The sequence below is a fragment of the Acinetobacter lwoffii genome (assembly GCF_015602705.1).
GTDB lineage: Bacteria > Pseudomonadota > Gammaproteobacteria > Pseudomonadales > Moraxellaceae > Acinetobacter > Acinetobacter lwoffii_E.
Genome location: NZ_CP059081.1, coordinates 2234253 through 2247433 on the forward strand (window position 1 = coordinate 2234253; position 13181 = coordinate 2247433).

8 protein-coding genes and 3 pseudogenes are annotated in these 13181 nt (G+C 37.3%); 5 read left to right on the forward strand and 6 right to left on the reverse strand.

From position 1 onward, the window contains the following. Positions 1–97 precede the first annotated feature (97 nt). The 5 genes and pseudogenes from H0S56_RS10740 (at position 98) to H0S56_RS10760 (ending at position 4846) form a co-directional block, all read left to right on the forward strand. Positions 98–829 carry a Fic family protein gene (locus H0S56_RS10740; protein WP_180096838.1) on the forward strand — a complete coding sequence of 244 codons (732 nt, stop codon included), beginning with the start codon at positions 98–100 and terminating at the stop codon, positions 827–829. Positions 830–940: 111 nt separating this feature from the next. After that, positions 941–1387, forward strand: a pseudogene (locus H0S56_RS10745) (IS66 family transposase); the annotation flags it as partial. A 267-nt stretch (positions 1388–1654) separates the two neighbouring features. Then, positions 1655–3237, forward strand: a pseudogene (locus tag H0S56_RS10750) (sensor domain-containing diguanylate cyclase). 33 nt (positions 3238–3270) lie between these two features. Then, the gene (locus H0S56_RS10755) at positions 3271–4401 is read left to right on the forward strand and encodes a DUF389 domain-containing protein (RefSeq protein ID WP_195725041.1); all 1131 of its coding nucleotides are present in this window, start codon (positions 3271–3273) and stop codon (positions 4399–4401) included. A 211-nt stretch (positions 4402–4612) separates the two neighbouring features. Beyond that, a complete protein-coding gene (locus H0S56_RS10760; RefSeq protein WP_195725042.1) occupies positions 4613–4846 on the forward strand; it encodes a hypothetical protein in 234 nt (77 codons plus the stop codon). A gap of 247 nt (positions 4847–5093) precedes the next feature. Here the strand turns inward: H0S56_RS10760 and H0S56_RS10765 are convergent. From H0S56_RS10765 to H0S56_RS10790, 6 genes and pseudogenes are all read right to left on the reverse strand, one after another. Next, positions 5094–5564: pseudogene (locus H0S56_RS10765) on the reverse strand (integrase core domain-containing protein); the annotation flags it as partial. Continuing rightward, a complete protein-coding gene (locus H0S56_RS10770; RefSeq protein ID WP_195725043.1) occupies positions 5543–6811 on the reverse strand; it encodes a hypothetical protein in 1269 nt (422 codons plus the stop codon). The gene H0S56_RS10770 and the pseudogene H0S56_RS10765, both read right to left, overlap by 22 nt. A gap of 561 nt (positions 6812–7372) precedes the next feature. Then, on the reverse strand, positions 7373–10249 hold the full coding sequence (locus tag H0S56_RS10775; RefSeq protein WP_195725044.1) for a type I restriction endonuclease subunit R: 2877 nt from the start codon (positions 10247–10249) through the stop codon (positions 7373–7375). Between the two features lie 51 nt (positions 10250–10300). Then, positions 10301–11395: a PD-(D/E)XK nuclease family protein gene (locus tag H0S56_RS10780; RefSeq protein ID WP_195725045.1), complete on the reverse strand. Its 1095-nt coding sequence runs from the start codon at positions 11393–11395 to the stop codon at positions 10301–10303. A 5-nt stretch (positions 11396–11400) separates the two neighbouring features. After that, complete coding sequence (locus H0S56_RS10785; protein ID WP_168398652.1) at positions 11401–12312, reverse strand: DUF5655 domain-containing protein; 912 nt, start codon at positions 12310–12312, stop codon at positions 11401–11403. Between the two features lie 17 nt (positions 12313–12329). Continuing rightward, positions 12330–13181: an HNH endonuclease gene (locus H0S56_RS10790; RefSeq protein WP_195725046.1), complete on the reverse strand. Its 852-nt coding sequence runs from the start codon at positions 13179–13181 to the stop codon at positions 12330–12332.

A 13181-nucleotide genomic window follows, 5' to 3' on the forward strand; every position in this document is an offset into this window, starting at 1 on the left:
CTTTTAAAACTCATACAAAATGTAATGATATATCACTACATTTCTGATCTTTATTTTTTCATGTATGATCAACTAAGACAAATTCAGGGATAAGGTAATGTTTGAAACTATCGATGATTTAAAGAAAAAATTAGATCAACATCGCCCCCTCTCTCATTCAATTGTAAAAAATTTACAAGAAGACCTTATTCTTCGCTGGACTTATCATTCAAATGCAATTGAAGGTAATACACTTACTCTACTAGAAACAAAAGTAGTACTGGAGGGTATTACTGTTGGTGGAAAGGCATTAAGAGAACACTTCGAAGCGATCAACCATAGAAATGCAATTTACTATGTTGAAGATATTATTCGAAAAGAAGAACCTTTTTCTGAATGGCAAATTCGTAATATCCATCAACTCATTTTAAAGAATATTGATGATGATAATGCTGGACGTTATCGTCAACAAAACGTCCTGATATCAGGTGCTACCACTACCCCACCTGACTATACTTTGTTAAATGATAAGATGGCTCAATTGGTAGATTGGTATAATAGTGAAGCACATAAGCTTCATCCTATTGAACGTGCTGCTAAAGTACATGCGGATTTTGTAGGTATCCATCCCTTCATTGATGGTAATGGGCGTACATCACGCCTATTGATGAATCTAGAATTACTTAAAGCTGGTTATCCACCTTGTGTTATTACAGTAGAAAATCGTTTGGCTTACTATGAGGCTCTTGATCAGTGGATGGCTTACGGAAAAACCGAAGCCTTTATCAAGTTAGTCTCCGATGCAGTGCTAGAAGGATTTAAACCATATCAGGTGGTATTAGGTATTTAGCAAAGCTTGTACGGTAGCTCGGACAAAAATGAGACTGTAAATTAAATTGTGTAATTGCCTGAATTTGCTATGTTCATATTCACAACGGAGTCAGGCAACATGATGAACGAACAAAAACTAAAAGACCTTGCTGCAGAATTTGCTAAAGGAATCAAAACAGAAGAAGATCTCAATCAATTCACCCAATTGTTGACTAAACTCACTCAACATCATCCGACGGTTCCATCGAGTTCAACCACTGCCAAGGCCATCAATTACAGTCTGAAGCGTTGGCCAGCCTTAAGCCGCTATCTGGATGATGGCAATCTACCCATTGACAATAACTGGGCAGAGAACTCAATGCGCCCCTGGGCATTGGGCCGTAAGAACTGGTTGTTTGCAGGTTCGCTGCGCAGTGGACAGCGAGCGGCAAATATCATGACTTTAATCCAGTCAGCAAAGCTGAATGGGTTGGATCCGTATGCCTATCTCAGTGATGTGCTGAAAAGGCTGCCGACGCATAAAGCGACCCAAATAGAAGAATTACTACCACATCGCTGGAAATCCAACTCAAATTAAAAAATAGGCATGGGGTTCAGCGGACGCTTACGTTTAATCTTAGGTTTTTTCTTAGGAAGCGCGTGGCAAAAATTTAGTTACACCGATACGTGTTTGGATTTAGGTGGTGGGCAAAATCCAGGGAATTATCCAATTTGTGTGATTGATGCAAAGTAGGGGAAAATAGTATTAAACTCTTCATACAGCTCAAAAAACATGCTTAATTCGACAGTATTGTATGATAAAGTTAAAAATATTCACGCTCTTTGAAGTTAGAGGTCTGCGCTGTTGAAGGACTTGCTTTTATCTTTAAAATTAAATCTTCGTAAACTCATTTTGATCTCGACAATTTTGAGCGTGTCGGGTTTATTTGTTGTTAGTGTATTTATTTTAAATTATGTCATTAAACAGCAACTTATTCAAAACTCTCTTTCTGTAAATGAAAAATATGCTGAAAAAATTGCTCTTAGTGCAGATCAGCATTTTAGCGATATGCTTAAAGAATTAGAATATAGTGCAGCGCAGTTAGAAAAAGATTTAAATAACCCCGTTTTAAAATATAACGAAGTCTCTCGTTTAAAAAACCAGTCTGATAATTTCAATAGTATTTTATTGGTTAGCGCTAAACAACAAATGTTAGCCTATTCACCAAGTAGTTTGGGGTTAAGTTTTCAACAGACTTATGGTACTGAAGGGATTATTGAATCTTTACAAAAAAAGAAAACTTATATTTCCTCTCCATATTGGTCGGTGAATAACAACCTTGTAATTATGATGTCAAAGCCGATACATGGGAAAAATAATCAATATTTAGGACTGATTAGTGGTATTATTCATTTACATAAAAAAAATGTACTCAATGAAATGCTGTCTAATCAGTATGATTATAAAAATAGCTATATGTATGTTGTTGATCAACACGATCGAATTATTTTCCATCCAGATGAAAAACGTATTGGTGATAAAATTGTCAATAATACTGGTTTGGGCTATATAAGAAAAAATAAAAGTGGTTCTATAAGATTGGTGAATAGTCGAGGTGTTGATAACTTAGCAGGTTTTGCACATATCCCAAGTGTGAACTGGACAGTAATATCTCAACAGCCTACAGATGAATTGTTTGCTAAAGCAAATACTTTAATTTTAAAAGTATCTTTGGGTATTTTTATTTTCTACTTATTTATTTTTATCTTGATTTGGTGGATTTCTAATTTTATTGCTTCACCACTGAATCGTTTGGCTAGAATGGCAAGTATGCTGAATCAGCCAGATATTCAAGATAAAATTAAAGAGGTCGATCCTTGGTATTTTGAGGTTTTAAAGTTTAGAACGTCAATGTTGCTCAGTTCTGAAACGTTTAGTCACCGAATTTCAGAATTAAAGCAACATGTAAATACAGACCCACTGACAGGTTTGTATAATCGTCGTGGTATGCAATTTTTTTAAATGAATTAATTGATACGCGGACTGAATTTGCAGCCTTAGCCATAGATATTGATTTCTTTAAAAGGGTCAATGATCAATATGGGCATGCTAAAGGTGATTTAGTGTTGCAGACACTTGCACGATTTATGCAAGATAATTTCAGAGAGCATGATATTTGTTGCCGCAGTGGTGGTGAAGAGTTTGTTGTATTAATGATCACAGGCGAGCCAAGTGTGGCGTATAAAGCCGCAGAGCGTCTGCGCAAAACCATGCAGGAAAGCACTATTCATGACATGGGGCAAATCACGATCTCTATAGGCATTTCTTTCTGGCCTAAAGACGCACTAGATGTCTCTGAAGTTTTGGAGATAGCTGACAATAAGTTGTATGAAGCAAAACACAGTGGGCGTAACTGCACACGTTCTACGGCTGAGCTGGAATCTTAAGGTTATACCTGCTTAGCCTAACCGAGGAAGAAGATGGATAAAGATCAAGAAGCAACCATTGTGGTAGATGATGGCCCTGAACAAGTAAAATACGAGTTGCTCAAGGAAAAACTCAAATATAAACAAGCGGCCAGAGAAAACTCCAAGAAAATTGATCATAAACAGGTGCGTCTGAATATTCAGGCCGATGCGCTGCCAAGTAAAACCTTTTTTATTATGAATGCTTTGGCTGCTGTTATTGCAGGTTATGGCTTATTGTCAAATTCTGCTGCAGTAGTGATTGGTGCAATGTTAGTAGCAATGATGCTTGGGCCAATATCCGGGATTGCGCTAGCTTTTATTGATAACCGTTGGTTGTTGTTTAAAACAGCATTCAAAACCTTGGTGCTTGGCGTGGTTATGATTGTTGTGATTGGTGTGGTGTTGGGTTTAATCAATATTAATCTTCCTATTACCCATGAAATTTTATCTCGCACTCAACCTACCATTATGGATTTGATGATTGCGCTCGCTGGCGGTGCAGCGGGTGCTTTTGCCGCAGTTTCTCCACGTCTGTCGGTGGCTGTGGTTGGGGTTGCGGTCGCAACAGCTTTGGTTCCACCTTTGGTGGCGAGTGGTATTTTATTGGCCCATTTGGAATGGAAACATGCGGCCAATGCGGCATTATTGGCTATGACCAATATTGTTGCCATACAAATTAGTTCTTCACTTGTATTGTGGATGGCTGGTTTTAGACGTGGTTCAGATGAAGAAGTACAGAGTAATGTATTGGAATTCATAAAAAGAAATGCAATGAGTTTGATTTTTTTATTGGGTTTAGGAGTTTATTTAACATTTAATTTTCTTTTTATGCTCAATAAGCAAATTTATGAAAACCATATAGAAACGACCATTGCTGAACAATTGAATCAGCATAACAATTTAATTGATACGGTACAGTTTGACCGTCGTAGTGACATGACTTTGGTTCGGGTAGTTTTACGTGGTGATCTTGCTCCTCAAACACAGCAAATTTCAGATTTGAATCAGAAATTAAAACAAGACCCAAGAGGCAAACCAAGTATGGTACAGGTGCGTTTTATTCCAGTACAAATTATTCATGCGAAGGAAAGTCCTGAATTTGATATGAAAAAAGTGGAAGCTGAGCAGTTAGTGCAACCGTGAGTTGTTTTGCGGTAGGGTGATCCAAAACTTAAAATATTCTGATATTGAAAAAGGTGAGATTTTTTTCTAAAACAATGATTTTTAGATATTAAAAAGTTATAGATCCTAGTTTTTTTCAATATCCCACGATGGAACAAGAATTATTTTTAATAAATTAACCCCACTGCAATTAAGCCAGTTTTAAGATGAATCTCAACTAATAATCAGTTACATGTATCAGATGTATCAGATGTATCAGATGTATCAGATGTATCAGATGTATCAGATGTATCAGATGTATCAGATGTATCAGATGTATCAGATGTATCAGATGTATCAGATGTATCAGATGTATCAGATGTATCAGATGTATCAGATGGTTCTGCCATACATCAAAATTCAGTACAACACCCTTTATGGGGTATCGGTTTTGTCACTTTTTCAAATGAATCTTTCTTACGGATAAGATTCCCTGAAATTGATGAAACTAAAGAGATTCCCAAAAACTCAAAAGCTATAAAATATATTTAAAATGAAATAAGCCACTCAGATAGAGTGGCTTATTTTTATGAAATTGATATCGCTTTCCAACTGTAGGTATCTTTATCTCTTTGCTTACTGAAGATAGCCTGTACATTGATTAGTGTTTTATAGAGGTGGTCCCACTTGTTTGAACAACTAAAAGCTTATTTATAAGTGATATTCTGCTCTAGTTAAGCTACCTTATTTTGTTGTGGTAGCTGGTCATAGTAAAACTCATCTGGAGTCATTTTGTCCAGACTCGAATGAGGTCGTTTCAAATTATAAAATTCAAAATAGGCATTTAATTGCTTTTTCGCATCAAAAACATTGCTGTAGGCTTTGAGATAAACCTCCTCGTATTTAACGCTCCGCCATAATCGTTCAATCATCACATTATCAACCCAACGACCTTTACCATCCATCAATACAGCGCATCAGCTTCAGATCTGATGCACTCACAGGTTTTGGGCGATAGTAATAACAACCACGGGAGACTTTCAGTAGCTTAGCTTGCTTAGATACTGAAATCTGAAGTGAGTCGTCGATTAACTTTTGTGGTTGAAGCGGCCCAGTTTCTTCAACACACCTTCTAAAAAATCAATTTCTAATGCCTGCTCACCGATTTTTGCATGTAGTTTTTTTAGATCAATGGGCGGTTCGCTGGTCGAGAAAGCCACTTCCCTCTCCCAATAGGAATACCACCTTCGATTCTTAAATCAGTATTTTTATGATTCGACTCAGAAACACCCTTTCCAGCAGTAATACGTAATGCTGAATTAAATGACATTCGTTCTGAACAATACCATCTATGACCTAGCTTTAATGGCTTTTTGAATTCTCTTACGATTTTTTCAGAAGAACTTAAAATAATAGTGCTTTGATTTTTTTGAGGCCTTCTATCATCTTGTGTCCATAAACCTCCATAACTTTCACACAAAATAAGACAGCCTGAATCTAAAAGCTTTTTAATTTGAGGAGGTGTTCCATACTCTTTCAGTAATTGGCTAAAAGTCCCATGCCAAAAAGAGTTTTCTAAATCTGATCGTCTGTTACCTTTTGATATAAATACTTCATCTAGTTCATCACCATCCCACCCGCTAAAACTCACTGAAATAGACCACAACAATGTGAAGTGTCTAGGTGATTCTCTAGAAATTTCAACGAGAATAGTTTCAATTAAGTGCCAAAAATGATGTGTTTCTAAAGATTGATTATTACGATAACATCGTAATAAATCAGCTAAGTCTTCGCTCATGCGCTCAGGAAGACAATAAGACCAACTCTTTAAATAATTCAATAAAATATTTTGATTATCCAATGCCTTATCGGGTAATTCTTTGAGAATTTTTTTTAGATCAGCTCGATCCTTTCTAGAAGGATATGCTAATTTTGCTGCATACCCAATTAAAGTCCAGCTACCTGGTTCAGGAAGAACTATTTCTCGATATAAATCATCTTTTTTATTAATCCAAATAGCTAAAGCTTTCCATAGGTTATTTACACCATCGACTTTTTGCTCTGCTCCTTTACCATCATCTAGCAATGTACCTAAGCGTTCCCTATATTGTTTACTATCACCTGCGTTGGTCGTAGTAGCAGCAACCACACAAGAAAGAACAAGGTAATGAAAATTGTTATATGCATAAAGACCACTATATACATGATTTTTTTGCCCCAATACTATTTGTACAGAATTTCTGGTAAATAATGACATGAAGGCTTGAAGCACTGTCTCATCTGAAAAATTCTCAACACCAACTGCCGCAGCAAGACCAGCGGGAGTGACATCCAATGAAGTCAGTTTTGTAGTCCCATATGGCCCATCTGTTCTAAGGTAGTAATTCTGAAGACTTTCCAACCAATCATTAATTTTTAAATTATGGAGTATTGACTCCTCAGTTTTCTGCACAAATCTACCTATTTATAAAGACCATTTAGTAAAATGAATTTTTTAATTTAATGATCTTAAAGGAAATAAAAAATATTTAAAACTCTACTTTTATACCAAAAAACCGATTCGCCCTACCATCCAATTGCTTCTTGATTTTTCCCAATCTGGTATGACCTGAGCCATTAACTGATAAAAGCGTTCACTGTTGTTATTATCAGCTAAGGGTATTTTACATATATACCTATTACAGAGATGGTGGCAGCATAATTCATAATTTAACCCATTAAAATTTCTTATAAATTTAATAAAGTGATTACCCTTATTTACCCCTTGTTGATCTATTTCATTTGTTCCACTTTAAGTTTCAAATGACCAAATCGATATCCGTGAGTTGTATTTATAACTCCGAAATCATTACGATACTAAAGCAATGGCGGAATGAAGGTGGTGGCCGTTTTGATCAAAAATATCGTTCATGGAACTATTGGCAACCGTTCTCTACTACCGTCTTAGAAAGGTTAAAATAAATGCACACCCAAGGATATAAAGCACCACCAAGTGCTTTACTTCTTTAGCAATTTAAAACCCCACATAAAACTTTTCAATCAGTTTCTGGGTCTTGACCAGCAAATTGCTAAACACGTTCTCCCGCTCAAACAGCTTAACCTTATAGTTTGGTAAATCCTTTAGCTCTTCTTTCCTTGGTAAACGCTTTGTAAATTCGTAGTTTTCCAGAACAGTTCTCATTGCTTCAGGCTTCAAGTTTTCCTCTTGGCAGAGGTACTGATAGGCTTGTTCTTTCTCCGCATCCCAGAAAGCAGCAAAAGTGCTCTGGACACTTTGTCCATTGATCATCTTCGGCATGTTTTCTTCAATGAACTTCTGAATCAGTTCCTGCTTGTCATGCAAGGTAACTTCATTACCAATTAGATCATGTATCTGTGCTTCGTATTTCTTGCGTTTGGCCTCATCCCCGCTATCCAGAGCCATTTGCAGCAAATTGATAATATAGCCCACATTGATCCGGTCACTATGTAGCAGATCCAATTGGAAATCGACATCATCCAGTACAGAGACTTTTTCTTTTTTCGTAGTCTTGCGTACATCACGACATAAGTCAGCATACTTGGAAGCAAAATTGGCAAAGTGCTGTTTATCTAAAGCGGTCTGGTTCTGATCGTATTCGATAAAGGTTTGCAGCTGAGCGTTATAACGCATCACTTCACGGAAGGCCTTAATAAACTCCAACTGCTGATCTTCTGTCATGAGATCATCCACGCTTTGATAATCAGGCGTGATCTTGAGCAACTTCTGAACAGCAGCATCATAATCCTGCTTAATTTCCTCAAAGCTTGGAACCAGTACCACCTTTTGCGCATCTTTATTGGAAAATAGCGCCAGTGCTTCATCTGTCGCACGTTTCAGGTTACGGAAGCAGATAATGTTTCCAAATGGCTTCTTATCGTTATAGACACGGTTGGTGCGTGAGAATGCTTGAATCAAGCCATGATATTTTAGGTTTTTATCGACATACAAGGTATTTAACGGCTTAGAGTCAAAGCCCGTGAGGAACATATTGACCACGATTAGAATATCAATCTGTCTGTTTTTTACGCGCTGTGCAATGTCGCGGTAGTACGCATAAAATTGATCACCTGAATTGTAGTTGGTTTTAAACTGTCGGTTGTAATTGGCAATGTAGCGATCCAGCTTATCCCGACTGGATGAATTGACCTGACTTGGAATATCTGCGGCTTCTTCATCAATCAAGCCATTTAAGTCATCAGTCGGTACAGCCTCATTTGCAGCGTAGGAAAAGATGGTGGCAATGGTCAATGGCTTAAATATCCGACCTTGTGCTTCATCTTCAATTCGTTTTTCAGCCTGCACTTTTTCAAAGATGTCGTAATATTGGGTCAGTGTTTCGACCGAACTGACACAGAACATTGCGGTAAATTCACGATTACGGGTTTTGGTATCGTGGATATTGACAATGTAGCGGGCAATCATTTCTAGGCGTTGCGGGTTGTCATACAGTTCTTTGGTATCGATGCCTTCTACATCTTCCTCATAACTTTCATTCGTCGCCATGCCTTTGGCGGTGTATTTGCCCCGATAATCAATCTGGAACTGCAAGACGTTACGGTCACGGATCGCATCTACAATCACGTATTTATGCAAACACTCATTAAACAGGTAGTCTGTGGTGAGTTTTAAACCTGCTTTGCTTTGGCTGTTCTTTTCAAAAATAGGCGTACCGGTAAAACCAAACATTTGTGCATTGCTGAAGAATTTTTTGATGTTCTGATGAGTCTCACCAAATTGACTGCGATGACATTCATCAAAAATAAACACCACTTTTTTATTTTTAAGATAATCAATCGATTCTAAATAACGGTCGGTACTGATGGCTCGATTGAGTTTTTGGATGGTGGTCACAATCAGTTTGTCGTGGCGTTGATCCAGCTGTTTCACCAAGGTCGATGTGTTATCGGTGCTGTCTACGCTGTCGGCTTTAAAAGCATTAAATTCGCGTGAGGTTTGCGTATCGAGGTCATTACGATCTACCACAAACAAGACTTTTTCCACATCGGGCATTTGCATGATGATCTGACTGGCTTTAAATGAGGTCAGGGTTTTACCTGAACCTGTAGTATGCCAGATATAGCCGTTCTCATCGGAGTTTTGCACATGCTCCACAATTTTCTGTACCGCATAAACCTGATAGGGACGCAGCACCATTAGGCTTTTGGTGGTTTCTAGCAGCACCATGTACTGGGTCAACATTTGGGTCAGATGCTGCTGATTTAAAAATGCTTCGGCAAAGTCGACAATTTCATTGATGTGTTTGTTATGGACATCCGCCCATGGAAAGGCAAACTCGATGCCTGTTGTACCGTTTGAGTAATAACGGGTATTTGCGCCATTACTAATCACAAAAAGCTGAATAAAACCAAATAGCCCTTGCCCTGCCCAGTAGGTTTCACGAATATAGCGTTGGGTCTGATTGAAAGCTTCGGCAATTTCCATGCCGCGTTTTTTCAGCTCGATCTGTACCAAAGGCAAACCATTGACCAAGAGCGTGACATCAAAACGGCTGGTTCTGCCATTATAGTCACGGTGGTCGATGGTGATTTGATTGGTCACCTGATAGATGTTTTTGCTAGGATCATCAGACAGGAAAAAAAGGTGTTTACTGGTTCCATCATCAAATTTGACTGGGAACAGATCACGCAGATTTTTGGCGCGCTCAAATACTGTGCCCGTATTTAAAAAACTGATGACCTGTTTCCATTCAGTTTCTGACAGAGGCGCTAGTCCATTGGCACGTTCAATCTGGGTTTTCAGGTTAGACAGTAGTTGGCTTTCGTCCTTGAGCGTGACGGAGGCATATCCCAATTGCTTGAGTTGGCTAATCAGTTCATTTTCAAGTTGATATTCGCTTTGTACTGTCATTTCACCCTCTACTCTCTAAATTCTTATTCGCTTTATATTCAATATACTGATTTATCTTAAAGTTTTTTCAATCACATCTAACAAACTTGCTTTCTCCAAAATCAAATCTCGAATCGCTTCAAAATTATTTTCAGGTGCACGCCAATAGATACATAACCAGCGTTCAGCACCACCTTTATATTTTTCAATTTTCCAGTTGAGGTAGCGTGAATCATCGTTGCATTTCAAAATAGAAAATGCTTGCTCCTCTAATTCTTCTGGTAAATTCAAAATATAAGTATTCACCCCAAAGATTGTCTCGCCTTGATTTTCATAAATGTATAAAGTGTTATTTGTCAGGTTATTCCACGCATCGTTATAAAAACGAATCCCTCCCCATGATTCATATTTGTTTCTAGAGATATAACCATCAATGGATTGATTAAGAAGCTGACTGATACTATCGACAACTTCTTGAATAGTATTAGTTTTCAACTTTTGTAACTCTTGTATTTCTTGATAATGATCAAAAATAAATTGGATACGGTTCATATCTAGTTTCTGTGTACGATAATAACTTTCAAGATGCAGCAAAAACTCACGTGCAAACAAATTCCATTTATTCATGGGATTCGCCATCATTTGTTCTGCAAGGTAAGGTCGGACAGCATTCACCAATTGTTGGTAGGAAATACCGTGCCAATTTTTGGCTTCACTTTTACCAGAGATGCTGAGTATCAAGCCAAGGATAGTTTTGTCTTTTGAGCGTGTTTGAGCATATTTCACATAGTCATCAAATGGATTGTTTTGATGATGGTAAATTTTAGCTTCCAGTAAAATGAGATGCGTATCGGTATCAATCATTAGGTCGATACGATTACTGTTTTGTGTAACGCATTCTCGCTCCAAGTTTTCCATTTGACCTAAACTAGAATTCTCTAGAGTGCTAACTCCTACAACAACATCACTAAAGCCTTTCCAGAACACCTCTCCCAACTCATGGAATTCTTGAGGGTTTAAGAAAAATTCAAGCAATTCAGTGGTGGGATTTTCGAAATGGTTACGAATCGCAGTATCGAAAAAAGTTTTTTCTCGAGGCTTTTTTTTAAATTTTTTAGCCGATTCAAGTAATGACTCAAAATATTTGATTTTAGTTTCTAACAGCATAGATGTTACTTCAGAAGTTGTTTGATCAGGCTTAGTAAATATTCTAGATTTTCTGTATCTATAACTACAATTTCACAATCACCACTTCCATGATGGTCAACTCCTGTCATATCTTTGACTAATCCTTTAGGATCATCTATTTCACTGTACTTTCTATTCAAATAGATCTTGATTTGATTTTTCCTGATTGAGAAATAGACTAGATTTTTATTGTTAATTTGAAAGGCTATATAGACTTTTTTAATATTTAGTTCAAAGTTTGGAGAAAGATTCAAAATAGAATCCCTGAATCTTTCATATAACTCTCTAATATCATCAGATTTATCACCTAAATGATGTTCTTCATCATATTGCTGAATTTCTTTAGCAATCTTTTGAATTTGTTCTGACTCAATTTTTTGCACTTGCTTGATTGAAGGCGCTGATTTGGCTTTCTGCAATGGATTGACTGAAACAATTCCGCCTTGATAACGTTTGATTTCCCACAGCTCAATGCCTAAATCTTTAAAGTTGGTAGACTGCTTTTGAAAGTCGGTAAAGCTCGGTGAAACAAAGATGATTCGGCTCTGTGACCAATCCACATCCTGACGTTTAAGCTGTTTGCTCTGGCTCTCATTGTACTCAACGATAAAATCTGCCTTATAGTCGAGCATCAGATTCAGATAAGAAACGCCTTGATCAATCACGCTATAATTGCGTTCACGCTTGTATTCGATAATTACGAAGGCCTGACTTTCGGGATCGAAAGCCAGTGTATCAATACGGTTATTTTTAATGGTGAATTCAGACTTGATGAATTCCAGACCTGTAAAACTGTAAAGATTGCTTTCAAACAGGCTTTGAATTTCTCTTTCCAAACGAAAAGGATCTTCTGTAAGTTCTACTAATGACTGTGCTTGGGTTTGATAAAGCTGCATTAAAAATCTCGAATTATTTATTCTTCAAATGTTTGTCTAAGCGGATTACTCAAAGAAACGCTATATAAGAGTTTTAATCTCTTAATTGTCATTGGAATACCATTTTCGGTTTTATGGAGCATGGCATGACAGTTCGGGCATACAGGTCGAAGATCCTCTTTAGGATCTACTTCATACTCTTCGCCAATCGTGTTCAAAGGCTTAAGATGATGTACGTGGATGAAATCTTTAGCAAATGAGCCATACATATGTTCAAAGCTTAAGCCACAGACATAACAACGTGTTCCATGAATTTCTATACATTTAGCCCTTGCTTCAGGGTTACGCTCATATTTATTCACTAAAACCATTTGCTTAGCTCCTTCAGGAAAGGTTTCATTTTCTAAACCTGCTTCATCTGGATAGTCGGTATTCACACTATCAGTTTTAAACTCATTAAAAATATGAGTTAAAAAAATGCGGATTGGATCATTTGAAGCTTTATCTCGATCTGTGCGACGGCCTTGAATAGGAGCATCAGGAATTAAGTTTTCCTGTTTGAAATATTCAAAAGACAAAGTGGATTTATCCACTTTGTTTAACTTTTCAAAAATAGAGTATCCACCTAGATAACTTTCAATTTTCTTTTTATCCGACCAAAATACTTTCTGTGCTACTGGGTATTCTGAGTTTTCCGCATGTCCAATAACTTTGAATTGATACATCACCTTTGAGATGGGTTGGGTCACATATACATGAACAATATCATTGATTTGTAACCCTTTACCTTCACTAGTGGCTGAATTCTTCCAATAAATCTGCGGCAAAGCATCATAAGCTGCTTCTAAATCAAACTCAGCATAATTCACGGTTACTAGCCAACTTGCCAT